Origin of the sequence: Pelomicrobium sp. G1, assembly GCF_051905455.1 — a bacterium.
Taxonomy (GTDB): Bacteria; Pseudomonadota; Gammaproteobacteria; order Burkholderiales; family UBA6910; genus Pelomicrobium.
The window spans coordinates 15,885-35,554 of the sequence record NZ_JBQACR010000003.1; the positions used below are offsets into that span (position 1 = coordinate 15,885).

19 protein-coding genes and 1 pseudogene are annotated in these 19,670 nt (G+C 67.7%); 9 read left to right on the top strand and 11 right to left on the bottom strand.

Features of this window, described 5'->3' with window-relative positions:
• The first annotated feature begins 9 nt into the window (after positions 1-9).
• Genes rlmH through rng form a run of 3 tightly spaced genes read left to right on the top strand, consistent with a single transcriptional unit; the run spans position 10 to position 2,623 of the window.
• Positions 10-477 carry a 23S rRNA (pseudouridine(1915)-N(3))-methyltransferase RlmH gene (gene rlmH, locus ACTFO6_RS03760; protein WP_439933116.1) on the top strand — a complete coding sequence of 156 codons (468 nt, stop codon included), beginning with the start codon at positions 10-12 and terminating at the stop codon, positions 475-477.
• A 24-nt stretch (positions 478-501) separates the two neighbouring features.
• Positions 502-1,134 carry a Maf family protein gene (locus tag ACTFO6_RS03765; RefSeq protein WP_439933117.1) on the top strand — a complete coding sequence of 211 codons (633 nt, stop codon included), beginning with the start codon at positions 502-504 and terminating at the stop codon, positions 1,132-1,134.
• A gap of 34 nt (positions 1,135-1,168) precedes the next feature.
• Positions 1,169-2,623, top strand: coding sequence for a ribonuclease G (rng, locus tag ACTFO6_RS03770; protein ID WP_439933118.1), 1,455 nt, complete (start codon positions 1,169-1,171; stop codon positions 2,621-2,623).
• A gap of 37 nt (positions 2,624-2,660) precedes the next feature.
• Here the strand turns inward: rng and ACTFO6_RS03775 are convergent, their stop codons facing one another.
• From ACTFO6_RS03775 to ACTFO6_RS03790, 4 genes and pseudogenes are all read right to left on the bottom strand, one after another.
• A complete protein-coding gene (locus ACTFO6_RS03775) occupies positions 2,661-2,969 on the bottom strand; it encodes a DUF167 domain-containing protein (RefSeq protein ID WP_439933119.1) in 309 nt (102 codons plus the stop codon).
• Positions 2,970-2,990: 21 nt separating this feature from the next.
• Positions 2,991-3,569, bottom strand: coding sequence for a YggT family protein (locus ACTFO6_RS03780; RefSeq protein ID WP_439933120.1), 579 nt, complete (start codon positions 3,567-3,569; stop codon positions 2,991-2,993).
• A gap of 1 nt (position 3,570) precedes the next feature.
• Positions 3,571-4,380 carry a pyrroline-5-carboxylate reductase gene (gene proC / locus ACTFO6_RS03785; RefSeq protein WP_439933121.1) on the bottom strand — a complete coding sequence of 270 codons (810 nt, stop codon included), beginning with the start codon at positions 4,378-4,380 and terminating at the stop codon, positions 3,571-3,573.
• A 189-nt stretch (positions 4,381-4,569) separates the two neighbouring features.
• A pseudogene (locus tag ACTFO6_RS03790) lies at positions 4,570-5,247 on the bottom strand (YggS family pyridoxal phosphate-dependent enzyme); the annotation flags it as partial.
• 82 nt (positions 5,248-5,329) lie between these two features.
• Here ACTFO6_RS03790 and ACTFO6_RS03795 point away from each other — a divergent pair.
• Positions 5,330-6,376: a type IV pilus twitching motility protein PilT gene (locus tag ACTFO6_RS03795; RefSeq protein WP_439933122.1), complete on the top strand. Its 1,047-nt coding sequence runs from the start codon at positions 5,330-5,332 to the stop codon at positions 6,374-6,376.
• 118 nt (positions 6,377-6,494) lie between these two features.
• Complete coding sequence (locus ACTFO6_RS03800) at positions 6,495-7,631, top strand: PilT/PilU family type 4a pilus ATPase (RefSeq protein WP_439933123.1); 1,137 nt, start codon at positions 6,495-6,497, stop codon at positions 7,629-7,631.
• Between the two features lie 82 nt (positions 7,632-7,713).
• Here ACTFO6_RS03800 and ACTFO6_RS03805 read toward each other — a convergent pair whose 3' ends face one another.
• Positions 7,714-8,907, bottom strand: a complete 1,194-nt coding sequence (locus ACTFO6_RS03805) for a THUMP domain-containing class I SAM-dependent RNA methyltransferase (protein ID WP_439933124.1) — start codon at positions 8,905-8,907, stop codon at positions 7,714-7,716.
• Positions 8,908-9,076: 169 nt separating this feature from the next.
• Here ACTFO6_RS03805 and ACTFO6_RS03810 point away from each other — a divergent pair, with 169 nt between their 5' ends.
• From ACTFO6_RS03810 to hslU, 3 genes are all read left to right on the top strand, one after another.
• The gene (locus ACTFO6_RS03810; RefSeq protein ID WP_439933125.1) at positions 9,077-10,738 is read left to right on the top strand and encodes an AMP-dependent synthetase/ligase; all 1,662 of its coding nucleotides are present in this window, start codon (positions 9,077-9,079) and stop codon (positions 10,736-10,738) included.
• A 69-nt stretch (positions 10,739-10,807) separates the two neighbouring features.
• Positions 10,808-11,344, top strand: coding sequence for an ATP-dependent protease subunit HslV (gene hslV / locus ACTFO6_RS03815; protein ID WP_439933126.1), 537 nt, complete (start codon positions 10,808-10,810; stop codon positions 11,342-11,344).
• A 27-nt stretch (positions 11,345-11,371) separates the two neighbouring features.
• Complete coding sequence (gene hslU, locus ACTFO6_RS03820) at positions 11,372-12,697, top strand: ATP-dependent protease ATPase subunit HslU (RefSeq protein ID WP_439933127.1); 1,326 nt, start codon at positions 11,372-11,374, stop codon at positions 12,695-12,697.
• Positions 12,698-12,725: 28 nt separating this feature from the next.
• On the opposite strand, the gene ACTFO6_RS03825 is transcribed toward hslU, so the two are convergent.
• From ACTFO6_RS03825 to ACTFO6_RS03850, 6 genes are all read right to left on the bottom strand, one after another.
• Positions 12,726-13,562 (bottom strand): septal ring lytic transglycosylase RlpA family protein, encoded by an 837-nt coding sequence (locus tag ACTFO6_RS03825; protein WP_439933128.1) that lies wholly within the window; start codon positions 13,560-13,562, stop codon positions 12,726-12,728.
• A 203-nt stretch (positions 13,563-13,765) separates the two neighbouring features.
• Positions 13,766-14,869: a rod shape-determining protein RodA gene (rodA, locus tag ACTFO6_RS03830; RefSeq protein ID WP_439933129.1), complete on the bottom strand. Its 1,104-nt coding sequence runs from the start codon at positions 14,867-14,869 to the stop codon at positions 13,766-13,768.
• Positions 14,853-16,754 (bottom strand): penicillin-binding protein 2, encoded by a 1,902-nt coding sequence (gene mrdA / locus ACTFO6_RS03835; RefSeq protein ID WP_439933130.1) that lies wholly within the window; start codon positions 16,752-16,754, stop codon positions 14,853-14,855. The genes rodA and mrdA overlap by 17 nt, the downstream gene beginning before the upstream one ends.
• Positions 16,751-17,272, bottom strand: a complete 522-nt coding sequence (gene mreD, locus ACTFO6_RS03840; RefSeq protein WP_439933131.1) for a rod shape-determining protein MreD — start codon at positions 17,270-17,272, stop codon at positions 16,751-16,753. Before mreD ends, mrdA begins: the two co-directional genes overlap by 4 nt.
• On the bottom strand, positions 17,272-18,144 hold the full coding sequence (mreC, locus tag ACTFO6_RS03845; protein ID WP_439933132.1) for a rod shape-determining protein MreC: 873 nt from the start codon (positions 18,142-18,144) through the stop codon (positions 17,272-17,274). The genes mreD and mreC overlap by 1 nt, the downstream gene beginning before the upstream one ends.
• Positions 18,145-18,239: 95 nt before the next feature.
• Positions 18,240-19,286 carry a rod shape-determining protein gene (locus ACTFO6_RS03850; RefSeq protein ID WP_439933133.1) on the bottom strand — a complete coding sequence of 349 codons (1,047 nt, stop codon included), beginning with the start codon at positions 19,284-19,286 and terminating at the stop codon, positions 18,240-18,242.
• 88 nt (positions 19,287-19,374) lie between these two features.
• Between ACTFO6_RS03850 and gatC the strand changes: the two genes are divergently transcribed.
• Positions 19,375-19,662 (top strand): Asp-tRNA(Asn)/Glu-tRNA(Gln) amidotransferase subunit GatC, encoded by a 288-nt coding sequence (gene gatC / locus ACTFO6_RS03855; protein ID WP_439933134.1) that lies wholly within the window; start codon positions 19,375-19,377, stop codon positions 19,660-19,662.
• Positions 19,663-19,670 lie beyond the last annotated feature (8 nt).

Consider the following 19,670-nt stretch of genomic DNA (forward strand, 5'->3'; position numbering starts at 1 on the left):
GGCGTCGCCATGAAGCTTCTGGTGGTGGCGGTGGGCGAAAGGATGCCGTCTTGGGTCATCACCGGCTTCGAGGAATATGCCCGGCGCATGCCCCGGGAAGCGCGCGTGGAGCTGGTGGAAATCCGGGCGCAACGGCGGACGGGGAGGGGCGTGGAACAGGCCTTGAGGCATGAGCGGGACCGCATCCTGGCGGCCCTGCCCGCGGGGTGCATGCGGGTGGTGCTGGACGAGGGCGGCCGGGCGCTGGATACCCGGGGTTTCGCCCGCTTCCTCTCCCGCTGCCTGGGAAGCGGGCGCAGCCTCGCCTTCGTGATCGGCGGCGCCGACGGGCTGCACCCCGACGTGAAGCGGGAAGCGGACCTGCTCCTTTCCCTCTCTCCCATGACCCTGCCCCACGGCCTCGCGCGGGTGGTGCTGGCGGAGCAGTTGTACCGGTCGCTTGCCCTGCTGCACGGGCATCCCTATCACCGGGAATAACGCAAACCGCAACAAAAAGAAACCATGGTGCTCAACCGCAGGCGCGTCTATCTCGCCTCCCGCAGCCCCCGGCGGCGGGAGCTCCTGAAACAGATCGGCATCGAGTTCGAGCTTCTGCTCCTGCGGGAAGGCCCGACCCGCCAGGCGGACGTGGACGAAACGCCCCACGCCGGCGAGACGCCCGAAGCCTTCGCCGAGCGCATCGCCCGGGCCAAGGCCGAAGCCGGCATGCGCTACCTCTTGCAACGGCGGCTGCCCCGGATGTATCCCGTCTACCCACTGCTGGCCGCCGACACTGTGGTGGCGCTGGACGGAGCCGTCATTGGCAAGCCCCAGTCCAGCGCCCACGCGGCGGAGATCCTGCGCCGCCTTTCTGGTCGCACCCACCAGGTCTATACCGGCGTGGCGGTGGCCTTCGAGGACCGGCTGGAATCGGCCCTTTCGGCGAGCCAGGTCACCTTCCGGGCCCTCTCGGACGAGGAGATCGCCGCCTACGTCGCTACGGGGGAGCCCATGGACAAGGCGGGCGCCTACGGCATCCAGGGCCTCGGCGCCGTCTTCGCGACCGAGCTGCGCGGCAGCTATTCCGGGGTGGTCGGCCTGCCCCTGTACGAGACTAGCATGCTCCTCAAGCGGCTCGGCTATGGAATTTTCTGAGCGCCCCGTGGCCGAAATGCAGAAATCCGCCGCCATGAGCGACGAGGTCCTGATCAACGTCACGCCCCAGGAGACCCGGGTCGCCGTCATCCAGCAGGGCGTGGTCCAGGAGCTGCACATCGAGCGGGCCAGTAGCCGGGGCCTGGTCGGCAACGTCTACGTGGGGCGGGTGTCGCGGGTGCTCCCGGGCATGCAATCGGCGTTCATCGACATCGGGCTCGACCGAGCGGCGTTCCTCCACGTGGCCGACATCTGGGCGCCGCGCCAGAACGGCCAGGGTGCGCTTCCCATCGAGCGTCTGCTGTCCGAAGGCCAGAGCCTACTGGTGCAGGTGATCAAGGACCCGATCGGCGGCAAAGGCGCGCGGCTTTCCACCCAGATCAGCATCGCCGGCCGGTTCCTGGTGTATTTGCCCCAGGAGAGCCATATCGGCATCTCCCAGCGCATCGAGGACGAAACCGAGCGGCAGATGCTGAAAGAGAGGCTGCTGCAGCTCATTCCGCCGGGCGAAGGCGGCGGCTACATCATCCGTACCGTGGCGGAGGGCGCCACCGACGCCGAGCTGGTGGCCGACATCGGCTACCTGCGCAAGCAGTGGGCCGACATCCAGGAGAAGTTCCGCGCTTCCGGCCCCCCGGCCCTCCTCTACCAGGACCTCACCCTGGCGCTGCGGGTGCTGCGCGATTTCGTCGGCGAGGAGACGGGGCGCATCCTGGTGGACTCCCGGGAAACGTACCAGAGGATGCTCGCCTTCGCGGCGGATTTCGTGGCCAACGTGGTGGAGAAAATCGAGCATTACGCCGGGGAGCGGCCCCTGTTCGACCTCTACGCGGTGGAGGACGAAATCGAAAAGGCCCTGGCCCGCCGGGTGGACCTCAAGTCCGGCGGCTATCTCATCATCGATCAGACCGAGGCCCTCACCACCATCGACGTCAACACTGGCGGCTACGTGTCTGGCCGCAGCTTCGACGAGACCATCTTCAAGACTAACCTGGAAGCGGCCCAGGTGATCGCCCGGCAGTTGCGGCTGCGCAACCTGGGCGGCATTATCATCATCGACTTCATCGACATGGACAGCGAAGAGCACCGGGCCGCGGTGCTCTCCGAGTTCAAGAGGGCCCTCGCCCGGGACCGCACCAAGATGACGGTCAACGGCTTCACGGCCCTGGGGCTGGTGGAGATGACCCGCAAGCGCACCCGGGAGAGCCTGGCCCACGTCCTATGCGAGCCCTGCCCCACCTGCCAGGGCCGGGGCGAGATCAAGACCGCCCAGACGGTGTGCTACGAGATCCTGCGGGAGCTCTTGCGGGAGGCGCGCCAGTTCAACGCCCGGGAGTTCCGTATCCTCGCCTCCCAGACGGTCATCGACATGTTCCTGGACGAGGAGTCCCAGAGCCTGGCCCAGCTCGGCGACTTCATCGGCAAGCCGGTGAGCCTGCAGGTGGAGACCCTCTACACCCAGGAGCAGTACGACGTAGTCCTCATGTAACTTCGCGGCCGTAGCTCCGCGGCCGCTGGGCCCCCGGCTACCGCTTGTCCTTTTCCGCGGCGGCGCGAAGCAGCGCTTCGATCGCCTGCGCCGGCGCCGTCACTTCCACCCGCTTGCGGCGCGCGCCGGCGCCGGAGGCGATCCGCACCCGGCACACGGGCACGTCGAGCGCTTCCGCGAGGAAGCGGATGAGCTCCGCGTTGGCCTGGCCCTCCACGGGCGGGGCGGCCACGCGGATCTTGAGGGCGTCTCCGTGGAAGCCGGCCACCTCGGTGCGCCGCGCCCCGGGCTGCACGTACACGCTGAGCACCAGCGGTCCGCCGGGATGGGGAGGGGCGGGCTTCACGATGACGGAAACGGCACCGGGTTAGAAGGCCTGGGCGAGGCTCATCTCCAGCCAGGCCACCGGCAGCATGAGCGCCAACTGGCAGGCGATCAGGACGAAGAGAGGCGACAGGTCCACGTTGGCGATGGGCGGGATCCACCGCTGAAAGGGCCTCAGAAACGGCCGGGTGAGGCTGTTCAGGATCGGGGTGGCCGGGCTGTAGGGATTCACCCAGGAGAGCACCGCCTGGACGATCACCGCCACCATCAGGATGTAGATGCTGAGCTTCAAGAGCTTCACCGCGGCGAAGACGCCCAGGGCGATGAGACCCGCGCCGATCGCCGAGCCCCCCGGGGTATGGCCCGCGATGAAGAGAACCAGCAGGCGGAGCAGGACTTCGGCCAGCCAGGCGAGCACTAGCGTCGCCAGGTCGGCGCCCCACAGACCCGGGATCACCCGCCGGGCCGGCAGGACGGCGAAGTTGGTGACCGCCGCCAGGAACTGGGACAACGGGTTGTAGGGCGGCGCGCGGAAGAGCTGAAGGTAGAAGCGCAGGAGCAGGGCCAGGATGAACAACCCGAAAAAGGTCTCCAGCAGAAAAACGAGGGCTTGGCTTGCCATGTCAGTCGAGCTTTCCGAATTCGTCACCCAGCTCCGCTGCCCGGGCATGGGCGGCGCGCACCGCTTCCTCGATGTGGCTGCGCACCCGGACAGCTTCCAGCACGGCGACGGCCCGCTCGGTGGTGCCGCCCTTGGAGGTGACCTGGGCCCGCAACGACGCCACCGGCACCTCGCTCTGGCGGGCCAGGGTGGCGGCGCCGTAAAACGTCTCCAGGGTGAGCAGGCGCGCCTGCCGGGGCTCCAGTCCCAGGCCCACCGCCGCCTCCTCCAGCGCCTGCATGAAATAGAACACGTACGCCGGCCCGCTGCCCGAGACCGCCGTGACCGCGTCGAGCAGCGTCTCCCGCTCGAACCACAGGGTGCGGCCCACGGCGCCTAGGATGGCTTCGGCCCGCTGCCGCTCCTCGGGACCTACCTCGGGGAGGGCGTAGAGGCCGGTGATGCCGCAGTGAACCAGGGCGGGGGTGTTAGGCATGCAGCGCACCAGGCGCCGATAACCTCCCAGCCAGCGGGCCAGGTCGTCCAACCGGATGCCGGCGGCGATGGTGATGACGAGTTGTAGGCCAAGGCGCCCGGCCAGGCCCCGGGCCGCCTCGCGCATGTGCTGGGGCTTGACCGCCAGGAGCACTGTGTCGTCGGCGCCTACCTCCGGCGCTGCGGTCGTCGCCACGCCGAAGCGGCCCGCCAGGCGCTCCCGCTGGGCCGCGTCGATCTCCACCACGCGGATCTCGCCCGCGCTCCAGCCCTTGTGGAGCAGCCCGCCAATCAGGGCGGTCGCCATGTTGCCGCCGCCGATGAAAGTGATAGCCATCGTTTTCTCCTGCGCCGGAGGCGCCAAGAAAAAAGAGATGAAAAACCTCTTTCAACGCAAAGGGCGCGGAGGGCGCAAAGGAAAACATGATCTTGTAGGAGTTTCTTGCGCGCCCTTTGCGCTCTTTGCATTGAGGACTTCTTTTTCTTTCCTTTGTGCCTCCGTGTCTCTGGGGTTCACCTTTCTCCCGCGGGCGCCGAAGATCGCCGTGCCCACCCGCACCATCGTGGCGCCTTCGGCAATAGCCGCTTCCAGGTCGTCCGACATGCCCATGGACAGGGTGTCGATGTCGATTCCCCGGGCCTGGAGCGCCAGGTGCATATCCCGCAAAAGGCGGAACTGGCGCCGCTGTTCCCCTTCGTCCCGGGTGGGGCGGGGGATCGCCATGAGCCCGCGCAGTTTCAGGCGCGGAAGGCCGGCGATGGCTTGCGCCAAGGGGAGGACCTCCTCCGGCGCGACGCCGCCTTTCGAAGCTTCGCCGCTCACGTTGACCTGGATGCACACGTTGAGGGGCGGCATCTCTAGGGGGCGGGAGTCGGCGAGCCGTCGGGCGATTCGCTCCCGGTCCACGCCGTGGACCCAGGCGAAGCGGCGCGCGATGGCTCCGGTTTTGTTGCTCTGGATGGGGCCGACGAAGTGCCATTCCAGCGGCAGCTCCGCCAGGGCGTCCATCTTCCCGAGGGCTTCCTGCACGTAGCTCTCGCCGAAGGCCCGCTGGCCGGCCCCATAGGCCTCCCGGATCGCCTCGGGGGGCCAGGTTTTGCTCACCGCCACGAGCTGCACTTCCTGCGCCGTTCTTCCGGCCGCCTCGGCCGCTCGTCGGATGCGCTCCCGCACGGCTTGCAAGCGCTTTGCAATTGGGGACATAATCGGCCGGGCTTTTGGCTGGAAATCGCTTTAATCGCAGGATCTTATCTCTGTATCCGGGAAGCCGCAGCAGGAAATTATAATGGACATCGCCGAGCTCCTCGCGTTTGCCGTCAAGAACAAGGCCTCCGACCTGCACCTTTCGGCGGGCCTGCCTCCCATGATCCGCGTGCATGGGGACGTGCGCCGCATCAACCTGCCTCCCCTGGAGCACAAAGACGTGCACGCGATGATCTACGACATCATGAACGATTCCCAGCGCAAGCACTACGAGGAGCACCTGGAATGCGATTTCTCCTTCGCCATTCCCGGCCTCGCGCGCTTCCGGGTCAACGCCTTCGTGCAGAACCGTGGCGCCGGCGGGGTGTTCCGCACCATTCCGTCCAAGGTGCTTTCGCTGGAGGAGCTGAACGCCCCCAAGATCTTCCAGGACATCTCCAGCCAGCCCCGTGGCATCGTGTTGGTGACCGGCCCCACCGGCTCGGGCAAGTCCACCACCTTGGCCGCCATGATCAACTACATCAACGAGAACGAGCATGGCCACATCCTCACCATCGAGGATCCCATCGAGTTCGTGCACGAGAGCAAGCGCTGCCTCATCAACCAGCGGGAGGTGGGGCCCCACACCCATTCCTTCGCCAATGCGCTGCGCAGCGCCCTGCGGGAAGACCCGGACGTGATCCTGGTGGGGGAGATGCGGGACCTGGAGACTATTCGGCTTGCCCTCACGGCGGCGGAGACCGGGCACCTGGTGTTCGGGACGCTCCACACCAGCTCCGCCGCCAAGACCGTGGACCGGATCGTGGACGTGTTTCCAGCGGCGGAGAAGGAGATGGTGCGGGCCATGCTTTCGGAAAGCCTGCGGGCGGTCATCTCCCAAACCCTGCTCAAGACCAAGGACGGCTCGGGCCGCGTGGCGGCCCACGAGATCATGATCGGCACGCCCGCCATCCGCAACCTGATCCGGGAGAACAAAATCGCCCAGATGTACTCCGCCATCCAGACGGGGCAGGCGGTGGGCATGCAGACGCTGGACCAGTGCCTGCAGGACCTGGTACGGCGCAACGTGGTAGCGGCTTCCGAGGCTCGCTCCCGGGCCGCCAATAAGGACCTGTTCCCCGGTGCGTGAGCATTCGGGCGGTTGAAGCCCTGTGCTCCGGAAGCGATTCTCAAAACATTTGACGACACTTGACCCTCTCCCGCCTTCTCCCCTTCCCCCTCTCCCGGGGGCTCAGTAGGAGACCGACATGGAACGCGACCAGGCAACCAAGCTCGTGCACGATCTTCTGCGCCTGATGGTGAGCAAGAACGGCTCTGACCTGTTCCTGACCGCCGGCTTCCCGCCCGCCATCAAGGTGGACGGCAAGATCGTCCCGGCTTCCAGCCAGCCCCTCACGCCCCAGCACACCCTGGAGCTCGCCCGCGCCATCATGAACGATCGGCAGGCGGCCGAGTTCGAGTCCACCAAGGAGTGCAACTTCGCCATCAGCCCTTCCGGCATCGGCCGCTTCCGGGTCAACGCCTTCGTGCAGCAGGCGCGGGTAGGGCTGGTGCTGCGCACCATCAACACCGAGATCCCGACGCTGGAGAGCCTGGGCCTGCCGGAAGTGCTCAAGGAGGTGGTGATGAGCAAGCGGGGGCTGGTGATCGTGGTGGGGGCCACCGGCTCGGGCAAGTCCACCACCCTGGCGGCCATGATCGGCTACCGCAACGAGAACAGCCACGGCCACATCATCACCATCGAAGACCCGATCGAGTACGTGCACGAGCATAAGAAGTGCATCGTCACCCAGCGGGAGGTGGGCGTGGACACCGATTCCTGGGACGTGGCCCTCAAGAACACCCTGCGCCAGGCGCCGGACGTGATCCTGATGGGGGAGATCCGCGACCGGGAGACCATGGACTACGCCATCGCCTTCGCCGAGACCGGCCACCTGTGCATGGCCACCCTCCACGCCAACAGCTCCAACCAGGCCCTGGACCGCATCATCAACTTCTTCCCCGAGGACCGGCGGCCCCAGCTCCTCATGGATCTTTCCCTGAACCTGCGGGCGATGATTTCCCAGCGCTTGATCCCGCGGGCGGAGGGCAAGGGACGGGTGGCCGCCATCGAGATCATGCTCAACACGCCCCTCATCTCCGACCTGATCTTCAAGGGCCAGGTACACGAGATCAAGGACGTGATGAAGCGCTCCCGGGAGCTGGGCATGCAGACCTTCGACCAGGCCCTGTTCGACCTGCACGAGGCCGGCGTCATCACCTACGAGGACGCGCTGCGCAACGCGGACTCCATGAACGAGCTGCGGCTCGAGATCAAGCTGCGGGGCCAGGAGGCAAAGGACAAGAACCTGATGGAGGGCCTGGACCACCTCCGTCTGACCTGAGGCGGCGGTCGCGCCGTCGCGCGAGAGCGCGAGTCGTTTAGAGGTTTCCCAGGCTTAAGGATCGAAACGCCCACCGCCCGTTTCATCCTTCGCTTTCGTCCCTCCTTCCTTCTACGCGCTTCTTTACCATCCTGCCTTCCACCATGCGGAACTCGAACAGGCGGCACTCCAGGGCGCCGTTGAAGAGGGGCACGCGCCGGGTGGGCTTCAAGCGGATCAGCCGCGGCAGCCGCAGGTCCGCCGTCAGCAGGTAGACGCTCCATCCGGCGAAGCGCGCCTTCAGCGCGTCGCCCAGGCGGGGGTAGAAGGCGCCGAGGGCGTCCCGTTCCCCCAGGCGCACCGCGTAGGGCGGGTTGGCCACCAGGATGCCCGAGGGCGCGGGCGGTGGAAGTTCCAGCACGTCGGCTCGGCGCAGTTGTACCACTTCGATCAGCCCGGCCGCCCGGAGGTTGGCGGCGGCCGCGCGCACGGCTCCGGCGTCCACGTCCGCGCCGTAAATGGGACCGGGGGAGGTCCGGCGGATGCGGGATTCGGCCTCGCGGCGCACTTCCTGCCACTGGCGCGGGTCGTGGAAGGCGAGCTTCTCGAAGGCGAAGGACCGCTTGAGCCCCGCCGGGATCTGGAGGGCCATCTGGGCCGCTTCTAGCAGGAAGGTGCCGCTGCCGCACATGGGATCGAGGAGAGGCACGCCGGGCTTCCATCCGGTCAGCCGGAGGATGCCCGCGGCCAGGTTTTCCCGGATAGGCGCCTCCGCGCTGGCGGTGCGCAGGCCCCGCTTGAACAGGGGTTCGCCGCTGGTGTCCAGGTAAAGGACGAGGCGCCGGTCATCGAGAAAGGCGTGGACGCGCACGTCGGGGGAGCGGGTGTCCACGTCGGGCCGCCCGCCCTGCTCAGCGCGGAACCGGTCGCAGATCGCGTCCTTGATGCGCAGGGTTACGTAGTCCAGGCTTTTCAACCGGCAACGGGTCGCCGCCACGTTCACGCGAATGGTATTCCCCGACCCGAACCAGACGGGCCACGGCAGGCTCGAGACGGCGTCATAGACGTCCTGCTCGTTCCGGTAGGCGCCCTCCGCCACCTGCCACAGGACCCGGCTGGCGATGCGGCTCGCCAGATTGACCCGGTAGCACACGGCCAGGTCGCCGCCGTAAGCGACCCCGCCCTCCAGGGGCGTGGGATCGCGGGCTCCCAGTTCCGCCAGCTCCTGGGCAAGGACGGGCTCCAGGCCCCGGGGGCAGGGGGAGAACAAGCGCGCCCGATGAAGGTCAAATTGCATGGCGTTATACGGGTTGCAAAACGGCGGTGCAACTGTACACTACGTCTTGTACCTGAAAGCGCTTGCAACCCTTCGGCATGCAAAAAAGCAGAATAAGACGGAAGGAGCACGACCGCGCGTCCCGATCCGAAGCTGCCATCCCCTGCCTGTTACGCATCTCTCCCACCTCATGAACCTGGCCCAGTATCTTGACCAGTATCGCACCCGGAGCGACCGGGTGCTCTACACCCAATGGACCGGCGACCGCTGGAAAGATTACACCGCGGCGGAAATGCTGGATCTCGCCGCGCGCTGGCAGCAGGCCTTCCGGGACCAGGGCTTCGTGCCGGGCGACCGGGTGGCCTTGTGCCTCAAAAACGGGGTTCACTGGGTGGCGGCGGACCTGGCGGCCTTGGGAATGGGACTGGTGGTGGTACCCCTCTACGTGAACGACAACGCGGAGAACATCGCCTGGTGCGCGAACCATGCCGAAGCCCGGCTGCTTCTCCTGGAAAACGAGCGCCTGGTGGACTCCCTGCGCGCCGCGTCCCAGAAGCTCCCCCTGCTGGTGTGCCTGGAGGGGGGCGCGGAGAAGGGAGTGGCGAGCCTAGAATCCTGGCTGCCCCGGGCGCAGCAGCCGTTCCAGGCAATGGATCTCGAGCCCCAAACCCTCGCCACCATTTGCTACACCTCCGGTACCACCGGCCGCCCCAAGGGGGCAATGCTCTCCCATCGCAACATCATGTCCAACGTGGAAGCCTGCCTCAAGGTGGTCACCCTCTACGATGACGACGTGATGCTGTCCATCATCCCCCTGTCCCATATGTTCGAGCGGACGGCGGGCTATTACCTGCCCCTCAAGCGGGGCATCCGCGTGGCCTATTCCCGCAGCATCCAGCAACTGGCGGAGGATCTCGCCACCGTCCGGCCCACCATTCTGCTGGCGGTGCCGCGGGTCTACGAGCGCTTCCTCGCCCGCATCGAGCAGAGCTTGGCGAACGCGCGGCTCAAGCGGGCGCTTTTCCACCGCACAGTGGAGCTGGGCTGGAAACTCTTCCAGAAACGGGGCGGCGCCCTGGACCGGCTGCAGTACGCGCTACTCAAGCGGCTGGTGGCCCGGAAGATCATGGCGCGCCTGGGCGGGCGCGTGCGCCTCTCCGTGGTGGGCGGCGCGGCGGTGGAGCTGCGCATCGCCAAGACCTTCGTCGGGCTCGGCCTCCTCCTGCTCCAGGGCTACGGCCTGACCGAAGCCTCCCCCGTAGTGACCGCCAACCGGGAGGACGACAACGATCCCACCTCGGCGGGCAAGCCCCTGGACGGGGTGGAGATCCGGGTGAACGAGAAGCAGGAGCTGCTGGTGCGGGGCCCCAACGTGATGCTGGGCTACTGGCGCGATCCGGAGGCCACCGCCGCCGTCATCGATCGGGACGGCTGGCTCAACACGGGGGACCAGGTGGAGATGCGCGACGGGCGGGTCTACATCATCGGCCGCACCAAGGAGATCGTGGTGCTCTCCAACGGCGAGAAGTTCCCGCCCGAGCACGTGGAGGCGGCGATTCTCAACGACCCGATTTTCGAGCAGGTGGCGCTGGTGGGGGAGGGGCGGCCATACATCGTCATGGTGGCGGTGACCCAGGAAACCGACGAGAAGAAGCTCATCAAGCGGGCCAACGAACAGTTGAAGGATTTCCCCCGCTACATCCGGGTGCGCCGGGTGATCGTGGAGCGGGAGCCGTGGACCATCGAGAACGGCGTGCTCACCCCCACCATGAAGCTCAAGCGCCGGGAGATCCTGAAGCGCTACCAGGCGCAAATCGAAAAAATCTACGCCTCCGACCGCCTGGGCGAGTAGGCCGCGTCCCGGCGGCGGCGCCCGAGGCGGGCTATAATTCTTTTTTTCCGTTCTTCGGGTTTTCGACCCATGGACCAATTTCACGGCACCACCATCGTTTCCGTGCGCCGGGGCGCCCAGGTGGCGCTGGGCGGCGACGGCCAGGTCACGCTGGGCAATGTAGTGGTGAAGGCGGGCGCCCGCAAAGTGCGGCGGCTCTACAACGAGCGGATACTGGCCGGGTTCGCCGGCGGCACCGCCGACGCCTTCACCCTGTTCGAGCGCTTCGAGGCCAAGCTGGAAAAGCACCAGGGCAACCTCACCCGCTCGGCGGTGGAGCTGGCGAAGGACTGGCGCACCGACCGCATCCTGCGGCGGCTGGAGGCCATGCTGGCGGTGGCGGACCGGGAGACCTCCCTTATCATTACCGGGAACGGGGACGTGCTGGAGCCGGAGATGGGCGTGATCGCCATCGGCAGCGGCGGGCCCTACGCCCAGGCGGCGGCGCGGGCGCTGCTGGAGAACACCGAGCTCGGCGCCGAGGAGATCGTGCGCAAAGCGCTCGCCATCGCCGCCGACATCTGCATCTACACCAACCAGCAGCATGTGGTCGAGGTGCTGGAGTAGCCGCCGGGAAGCTCAAGGGATTTCGCCATGTCCATGACCCCCCAGGAAATCGTCCACGAGCTTAACAAGCACATCATCGGCCAGGAAGCCGCCAAGCGGGCGGTGGCCATCGCGTTGCGCAACCGCTGGCGGCGGCAGCGGGTCCCGGAGCCCCTGCGCCAGGAGATCACGCCGAAGAACATCCTCATGATCGGCCCCACCGGGGTGGGCAAGACGGAGATCGCCCGGCGCCTGGCGCGGCTCGCCGACGCCCCCTTCATCAAGGTGGAGGTCACCAAGTTCACCGAGGTGGGCTACGTGGGGCGGGACGTGGACACCATCGTGCGCGACCTGGCGGAGGTGGCGGTCAAGCAGACTCGGGAGCAGGAAGCCCGCAAGGTGCGACACCGGGCGGAGGACTTGGCCGAGGAGCGCATCCTGAACGCGCTGCTCCCCCCGGCGCGGGGCTTCGGCACCGAGGCGGCGCCGGAGGCCGATAGCGCCGCCCGGCAGAAGTTCCGCAAGAAGCTGCGGGAGGGCGAGCTGGACGACCGGGAGATCGAGATCGAGGTGGCGGCGGTGCAGCCCCACATGGAGATCTTCGCCCCGCCCGGCATGGAGGAGCTCACCTCCCAGATCCAGGGCCTGTTCCAGAGCCTGGGCGCCGCCCGCAAGCGGCTGCGCAAGTTGAAGATCAAGGAGGCGATGCGGCTCCTCACCGACGAGGAGGCGGGGAAGCTCCTGAACGAGGACGAGATCAAGGCCAAGGCGGTGGCCAACGTGGAGCAGAACGGCATCGTATTTCTCGACGAGATCGACAAGATCGCGAGCCGCGCCGAGACGGTAGGCGCCGACGTCTCCCGCCAGGGGGTGCAGCGGGACCTGCTGCCCCTGGTGGAGGGGACCACCGTCTCCACCAAGTACGGCATGATCCGCACCGACCACATCCTGTTCATCGCCAGCGGCGCCTTTCATCTGTCCAAACCCTCGGACCTGATCCCTGAGCTGCAGGGGCGCTTCCCCATCCGAGTGGAGCTCGACTCCCTTTCGGTGGACGACTTCGAGCAGATCCTCACCAACACCGATGCCTGCCTCACCCGGCAGTACCAGGCGCTGCTTGCGACCGAGGGGATCATCCTGGACTTCCGCCCGGACGGCATCCGGCGGCTGGCGGAGATCGCCTATCAGGTGAACGAGCGTACCGAGAACATCGGTGCGCGGCGGCTGTACACGGTGATGGAGAAGCTTTTAGAAGAGGTGTCCTTCGAGGCGGGACGCCGCTCCGGCGAGAGCGTGGTGATCGACGCGCCCTACGTGGACGCCCGGCTCAAGAACCTAGCCCAGAGCGACGACCTGTCGCGCTACATCCTCTAAGCCGGCCTCTGCGGGCCGGCGTTGCGGCCTACCGGGAGACGATCAGGGGCCTCAGGTTGAGGGCGGCGGCGATGCGCTCGGCTGCCTCCCGGGCCGAGGCGGCGTCGGGGTAGGGCCCCGCCTGCACCCGGAACAGGCGTTCGTGGAAGGCGAGCCCCAGGGCGTCCGCTAGCCAGGCGAGCTCGCCCCGCAGTCGGCCGAGGAAGGCTTGCGCGTTCTCCCGGGAGCCGAAAGCGCCCAATTGCAGGTAGTAGCCCGGGGCGGCGGAGAGCGCGGCGTCGGGGCCGCCGCTGACTGGGGAGGCGGGCGGGCTTGTTGGCCCGGGCTCGGCCCCCGGGACCGGGGCGCTCGCCTGAAGGGGTGGGGCGGCGGGCAGCGTCCCCGGCAGCAGGGCCTCCACTTCCACCCAGGCGCTCCCCGCCTCCACCATGCCTAGCTTGTAGGCCGCGGTGTAGGAGAGGTCGATGATGCGCTCCGACAGGAACGGCCCCCGGTCGTTGATCCGCACTACCACGGACCTGCCGTTGCCCAGGTGGGTCACCCGGGCGTAGCTCGGAATCGGCAGCGTGGGGTGGGCCGCGGTCATGGCGTACATGTCGTAGGGCTCTCCCGAAGCGGTCGGGCGGCCATGGTAACGGCGCCCGTACCAGGAAGCCATGCCCCGCTGCTTGAAGGGCCTTGGCTCCGCCATGGGGATGTAGGTGCGCCCCATGGCCTCATAGGGGCGGGCGTTGGCGGCGCGGATGGGCTCCGGCCGGGGCACGGCGTCGGGAATCGCCTCCAGGTTGGGCGGTGGATTTTCCCCAGGGCCGTCGTCCAGGTAATAGCCGCCCCGAGTGGGGACGCCCCCGGGCGGGGGTTCCATCGCTACGGGGCTTCGTTTGGGGGCCGTGCCGCAGCCGCCCAGGAGGAGGGCCGCCGCCAGCCCCAGGGGCAGAAGCCACCCGGCGCAGAAAGGGGGGGCGCCGGCGGATGGCCGAGGCCCTGGGGCCGAAGGCCCGGCCCGGTTTTCGCCCTCGATCCCGGCCCCCTTTCCCGCTTCCCGCATCATGCCTCCCTCGCCGGACGTCAGGTTCTGACCAGTTTCTTCGTGGTGTGGATGCTCATGAGCATACCGAAGCCCAGGAGCAGCGTCACCAGGGAAGTGCCGCCGTAGGAGATCAAGGGCAGGGGCACGCCCACCACCGGCAGGATGCCGCTCACCATGCCCATGTTGACGAAGGCGTAGGTAAAGAAGGTGAGGGTGATGGCGCCCGCCAGCAGCCGACCGAACGGGGTGGAGGCGTGGGCGGCGATGTAGAGGCCGCGGCCGATCACCAGCAGGTACATGAGGAGCAGCAGCAGATTGCCGATGAAACCGAACTCCTCGGCGTAGACGGCGAAGATGAAATCGGTGGTGCGCTCCGGCAGGAAGTCCAGGTGGGATTGGGTACCCTGGAGCCAGCCCTTGCCGGCGATGGCGCCGGAGCCGACGGCGATGGTGGACTGGATGGTATGGTAACCCGCTCCCAGGGGGTCCTGGGTCGGGTCCAGCAGGGTCAGGATCCGGCGGCGCTGGTAGTCGTGGAGCACCGACCACAGGATGGGCAGGCTCGCCAGGGCCGCCGCCGCCAGCCCCGCCATCAGCCGCCACGACATCCCCGCCAGGAACAGGACGTAGAAGCCGGAGGCGCCGATGAGGAGCGCCGTGCCCAGGTCCGGCTGGCGGACGATGAGCCCCATGGGGACGGCGAGCAGCAGGGCGGCGACGGCGAAATCGGCTAGCCGCGGCGCTTCCTCCTTGCGGGCGAAGAACCAGGCTAGCAGCATGGGCACGGCGATCTTCATGAGCTCCGAGGGCTGGATGCGGACGAAACCCAGGTCCAGCCAGCGCCGGGCCCCATTCACCACTTCCCCCACCAGGGCCACGGCGACGAGGAGCGCCAGCCCCAGCAGGTACAGGGGCACCGCGGCGCGCATCAGCCGCTGGGACGGCACCAGCGCCACCGCCCACATGGCGGCCAGGGCGACTCCCAGGTTGGTCAGTTGACCCATCACCCGGGCGAGGCTCGCGCCCGAGGCGCTGTACAGGGTGATCAACCCGGTGGCGAGGAGCAGGGCCGTGGCGGTGAGCAGCATGCCGTCCATGCGGCTCGCGACGAAGCGCAGGGCTCGCTTAATCGTTGGGCTCATTCGTAGGCTCCCCTTGGAGCGGCCCGGGGCTCGGCCGCTTGCCGAGAAGATAGTAGTCGAACACCACCCGGGCGATGGGGGCGGCGGTGGCGCTCCCGGCGCCTCCGTTCTCCACCAGGATCGCCAGGGCGATGCGGGGCGCCTCCGCGGGGGCATAGGCGACGAAGAGGGCATGGTCCCGGTGCTCCTCGCGGAGCTTTTTCTCGTCGTATTTTTCTCCCTGTTTCATGGCCACCACCTGGGCGGTGCCGGTCTTGCCGGCGAATTCGTACGGGGCACCGGCCCCGGCCCGCGCCGCCGTGCCCCCGGGACGGGTGACGTCCACCAGGGCCTCCTGCACCAGCCGCAAATGGTTGGGGTCGAGCTTGAGGGTGTAGAGGGGCTCCGCGGCGATGCGCCGCACTTCGCCGGTGGCGGCGTCCTCGATGGATTGCACCAGGTGGGGGCGGAAGGCCGTGCCCCCGTTGGCCAGGATGGCGGTCGCCTGGGCGAGCTGCATCGGGGTGGCCAGCATGTAGCCCTGGCCGATGCCCACCGACACCGTGTCCCCCACGTACCATTTGTCCCGCAGCCGCTTCCGCTTCCATTCCTGGGACGGCAGCAGGCCGGGAAGCTCTCCCTCGATGTCCACCCCGGTTTTCTGGCCGAAACCAAACTTCCTCATGAAGGCATGGATCGCGTCTATGCCCAGGTCCACCGCTAGGCCGTAGTAGTAGGTGTCGCAGGAGACCACCAGGGACTTGCGCAGGTCCACCAGCCCGTGGCCCCCCGGCTTCCAGTCCCGGTACCGGTGGTTGTGTCCAGGGAGGGAGAACCAGCCCGGATCGCTGATGGTGTAGGAGGGGGTGCGCTTGCCCAGCTCCAGGCCCGCCAGGGCCATGAAGGGCTTGAAGGTGGAACCTGGGGGGTACTGGCCCCGCAGAGCCCGGTTGTTGAGGGGGCGCTCGGGGGATTCGTTGAGCGCCTTCCAGTTCTGGGGATCGATGCCTTCGACGAAGAGATTGGGATCGAAGCCTGGCTTGGAGACCAGTGCCAGGATTCCCCCGGTCGCCGGCTCGATCGCCACCAGCGCTCCCCGACGCTCGCCGAAGGCCTGCTCGGCCACTTCCTGCAGTCGGATGTCCAGCGCCAGGGTGAGGGTGTTGCCGGCCACCGGGGGCGTGCGTGCGAGGGTGCGCAGCGCTCGGCCGGAGGCGTCCACCTCCACCTGTTCCACCCCAGTGACGCCATGCAGTTCCTCTTCGTAGCTGCGTTCGATGCCGACGCGCCCGATGTAGTCCGAGCCTCGGTAATTGGCGTAGCTGCCCTGCTCCTTGAGCGTCTCGATGTCCCGGTCGCTGATGCGGCCGATGTAGCCCACCACGTGGGAGGCGGTCTCGCCCCAGGGATACTGGCGAAACAGCCGGGCGCGCAGCTCCACGTTGGGGAAGCGGAAACGGTTGGCGGCGAAGCGCGCTGCCTCCTCGTCGGAGAGCCGGGTACGGATGGGCAGACTCTCGAAGCTCTTCGCCTCCTCCAGCAGCCGCTGGAAGCGGCGCCGGTCCCTGGGCGCGATTTCCACCACGGTGGAGAGTTCGTCGATCAGGGCGTCCAGATCGCGCACCTTGGCCGGCGTGATCTCCAGGGTGTAGGCGGAGAAATTGCTGGCCAGGACCTCGCCGTTGCGGTCCAGGATGAGGCCCCGGTTGGGCACGATGGGCACCAGAGAGATGCGGTTCGCCTCGGCCAGGGTCTGGTAGTGCTCCCGCTGCACCACCTGCAGGTAGAAAAACCGGGCTGCCAGGACCGCGAACGCCGCCAGCACCAAGAAGCCGGCCGCCGCCAGCCGCAGGCGAAAGGCGTGCACTTCCCGCTCGGTGTTCTTGAGCTCGACCCGCCGGTTCATAGCGCGTCGGGATCCGGCTTGGGCTTCTGCGGAAGGGTGAACAGGAGGGAGACCACGGGCCACAGGAGGGCGCCGGTGAGCACCGACAGAAAGACGCTCCAGCCGGGAAAAGACGCGCCCCCCGCCAGGGCCACCAGCAGGGAGACGAGCTGCTGGGCCAGGAGGATCGGGGCGACGTGCAGCACCTGGCCGCCGGGCCCGAACATCAACACCCGGCGCCGCCAAGTGAGCCCGAGGAAGGCGAGCACCGCATAGGCGAGGGCGTTCTGGCCGAACAGGGTGGCATGACCCACGTCCATGAGCAGACCCAGGCCCCAGGCGATGCCGATTCCCACCCGGCGCGGTTCCCGGATGCACCAATAGAGCAGGGCGACGGCCATGAAGTCCGGGCGAGCCGCCAGCCAAATCCCGGACCAGGGCAGCAGGGTGAGCAGCAGGGCGCCGATCAAGGTGAGGGCGATGAGGCCAGGGCCGGCCGGCCGCAGCAGCTCTTCCGCCCGGGGGACACTTACCGCCATCAACGTTCCTTGCCCTGGACCGGGTGGGGCCGGGCCGGCACCGCCCCCTGCCGCGCCAGGATCAGCACCTGGCGGTACTGTTCCGCCCCCGCTACCGGCTGGCAGACGATGCGGGCGAAGGATTGGCCCGTGTCCCGCTCGATTCGGGTGACCCGGGCCACGGGTAACCCCGGCGGATAGACGCTGTCGATGCCCGAGGTGACCAGCAGGTCACCGGTTTCCACGTCTACCGCCTGGGGCAGATAGCGCAGCTCCAGGGTCCCGTCCTCGCCGCCGAAGACGATGGCCCGCAGCCCGGTGCGCACCACCAGCACCGGCACGGCGTGGTCCCGGTCGGTGACCAGGGTCACCTCGGAGAGGAGGGGATAGACGCGGGTGACCTGGCCCACCACCCCCGCCCCGTCGATCACCACTTCCCCCGCCTGGATCCCGTGGGCCGAGCCTTTGTCCACCAGGATCTTGCGGCTGAAGGGGTTGCGCTCCGCGTACAGGATCTCGGCCGCCACCGCCCGCTGCCCGTACTGCTCCCGGGCCTCCAGCAGGTTGCGCAGGTGGGCGTTCTCCGCCTCCAGCGCCTCCAGCCGCTGCAAGCGGGCGAGGATGGAGAGCTGTTCCTGGCGCAGCCGGGCGTTGTCCCGGGCGAGCTGGCTCTGGGTGACGAAGAAGTCCTTCACCCGGTGGTAGAGGGCGCCGGGTGCCGTGGCGATGCGCTGCAGGGGATAGAGAGCGATGGACGCGCCGTCCCGCAGCACGTCCAGGTAGTGGTAACGGGCGTCGGTCGCCAGCAGGGCCACCGACAGGGCGGCGAATAGCGCCAATCGGGCGAAGGGGCTGGGTCCGCGTTTGAAGAAAGGGGGCGGGGAGTATTCCATTCACGCAGGCGGGGAAAAAAGGCAGGGAACCAAAGAGCCCGCGGGCCCCGGCCTCCCCCGTGAAGCCCCGCCCCTCCCCGGGCCCTTCCCGTGCCTCAATCGCTGGTGAATATGCTGCCTCCCAGCTTGTCCATGCGCTCCAGGGCCCGCCCCGATCCCCGCACCACGCAGGTCAGCGGATCGTCGGCCACGATCACCGGCAGTCCCGTCTCTTCCATGAGGAGCCGGTCGATGTCCCGCAGCAACGCCCCGCCCCCGGTCAACACCATGCCCTTTTCGGCGATGTCCGCCCCTAGCTCGGGGGGAGTCTGCTCCAGCGCCTGCTTGACTGCGCTCACGATGGCGTTCAGGGGCTCGGTGAGGGCCTCCAGGATCTCGTTGGAGGAGATGGTGAAGCTGCGGGGGATGCCTTCGGCCAGGTTACGTCCCTTGACCTCCTTTTCCCGCACCTCTGAGCCCGGGAAGGCGGAGCCGATCTCCTTCTTGATCTCCTCGGCGGTGGTCTCGCCGATCAGCATGCCATAGTTGCGACGGATGTAGTTGATGATGGCCTCGTCGAACTTGTCGCCCCCCACCCGCACCGAGTTGGAGTAGACGATCCCGCCCAGGGAGATGACCCCCACCTCGGTGGTGCCGCCGCCGATATCCACCACCATGGAGCCGGTGGCCTCCTCCACGGGGAGGTCCGCGCCGATGGCCGCCGCCATGGGCTCCTCGATCAGCTCCACCTTGCGCGCGCCCGCCCCGTAGGCGGATTCCCGGATCGCCCGCCGCTCCACTTGGGTGGAGCCGCAGGGCACGCAGATCACGATGCGCGGGCTGGGGGAGAAGAGCTTGGAGTCGTGGACCTTCTTGATGAACTGCTTGAGCATCTGCTCGGTGACGGTGAAGTCGGCGATCACCCCGTCTTTCATCGGCCGGATGGCGGTGATGTTGCCCGGGGTGCGGCCGAGCATCTGCTTGGCCGCCAGCCCCACCTGCTGGATGACCTTCTTGCCGTTGGGCCCGCCTTCCTGGCGGATTGCCACGACGGAGGGTTCGTTGAGGACGATGCCCTTGCCGCGGACCCAGATCAGGGTGTTGGCCGTGCCGAGGTCGATGGCGAGGTCATTGGAAAAGTAAGAGCTTAGGAAACCGAACATGGATTTTCTTCCGCGGCCGGGCTGCGCCCGATAAATAAATTATGATACCCTAACGAGCTTTGTTAATTGAAGCACTTAAGCGGCCGCCATGAGCCTCTCCCTGGACGACGTTCGGCGCATCGCCCACCTCGCCCGCATCGCCATCACCGAGGAGGAGGCGCAGATGGTGCTGCAACAGCTTACCGGAATTTTCGCCCTGATCGAGAAGATGCAGGCGGTGGACACCCGGGACATCGAGCCCATGGCCCACGCCCAGGACGTGGTGCTGAGGCTGCGGCCCGACGAGGTGACCGAAGCCGACCAACGGGAGTTGTTCCAATCGATCGCCCCGCGCGTGGAGGCCGGCCTGTACCTGGTGCCCAAGGTCATCGAGTGAAAACCCGC

What these genes read in the sequence shown, in the direction of transcription:
- mreD (WP_439933131.1), bottom strand. Translation starts at nt 17,272, where the DNA reads ATGGCGGTAAGTGTCCCCCGGGCGGAAGAGCTGCTGCGGCCGGCCGGC.
- rng (WP_439933118.1), top strand. Translation starts at nt 1,169, where the DNA reads ATGAGCGACGAGGTCCTGATCAACGTCACGCCCCAGGAGACCCGGGTC.
- ACTFO6_RS03825 (WP_439933128.1), bottom strand. Translation starts at nt 13,562, where the DNA reads ATGGAACCCCCGCCCGGGGGCGTCCCCACTCGGGGCGGCTATTACCTG.
- proC (WP_439933121.1), bottom strand. Translation starts at nt 4,380, where the DNA reads ATGGCTATCACTTTCATCGGCGGCGGCAACATGGCGACCGCCCTGATT.
- ACTFO6_RS03800 (WP_439933123.1), top strand. Translation starts at nt 6,495, where the DNA reads ATGGAACGCGACCAGGCAACCAAGCTCGTGCACGATCTTCTGCGCCTG.
- hslU (WP_439933127.1), top strand. Translation starts at nt 11,372, where the DNA reads ATGTCCATGACCCCCCAGGAAATCGTCCACGAGCTTAACAAGCACATC.
- ACTFO6_RS03795 (WP_439933122.1), top strand. Translation starts at nt 5,330, where the DNA reads ATGGACATCGCCGAGCTCCTCGCGTTTGCCGTCAAGAACAAGGCCTCC.
- gatC (WP_439933134.1), top strand. Translation starts at nt 19,375, where the DNA reads ATGAGCCTCTCCCTGGACGACGTTCGGCGCATCGCCCACCTCGCCCGC.
- ACTFO6_RS03780 (WP_439933120.1), bottom strand. Translation starts at nt 3,569, where the DNA reads ATGGCAAGCCAAGCCCTCGTTTTTCTGCTGGAGACCTTTTTCGGGTTG.
- rodA (WP_439933129.1), bottom strand. Translation starts at nt 14,869, where the DNA reads ATGAGCCCAACGATTAAGCGAGCCCTGCGCTTCGTCGCGAGCCGCATG.
- mreC (WP_439933132.1), bottom strand. Translation starts at nt 18,144, where the DNA reads ATGGAATACTCCCCGCCCCCTTTCTTCAAACGCGGACCCAGCCCCTTC.
- hslV (WP_439933126.1), top strand. Translation starts at nt 10,808, where the DNA reads ATGGACCAATTTCACGGCACCACCATCGTTTCCGTGCGCCGGGGCGCC.
- ACTFO6_RS03810 (WP_439933125.1), top strand. Translation starts at nt 9,077, where the DNA reads ATGAACCTGGCCCAGTATCTTGACCAGTATCGCACCCGGAGCGACCGG.
- mrdA (WP_439933130.1), bottom strand. Translation starts at nt 16,754, where the DNA reads ATGAACCGGCGGGTCGAGCTCAAGAACACCGAGCGGGAAGTGCACGCC.
- rlmH (WP_439933116.1), top strand. Translation starts at nt 10, where the DNA reads ATGAAGCTTCTGGTGGTGGCGGTGGGCGAAAGGATGCCGTCTTGGGTC.
- ACTFO6_RS03805 (WP_439933124.1), bottom strand. Translation starts at nt 8,907, where the DNA reads ATGCAATTTGACCTTCATCGGGCGCGCTTGTTCTCCCCCTGCCCCCGG.
- ACTFO6_RS03850 (WP_439933133.1), bottom strand. Translation starts at nt 19,286, where the DNA reads ATGTTCGGTTTCCTAAGCTCTTACTTTTCCAATGACCTCGCCATCGAC.
- ACTFO6_RS03765 (WP_439933117.1), top strand. Translation starts at nt 502, where the DNA reads ATGGTGCTCAACCGCAGGCGCGTCTATCTCGCCTCCCGCAGCCCCCGG.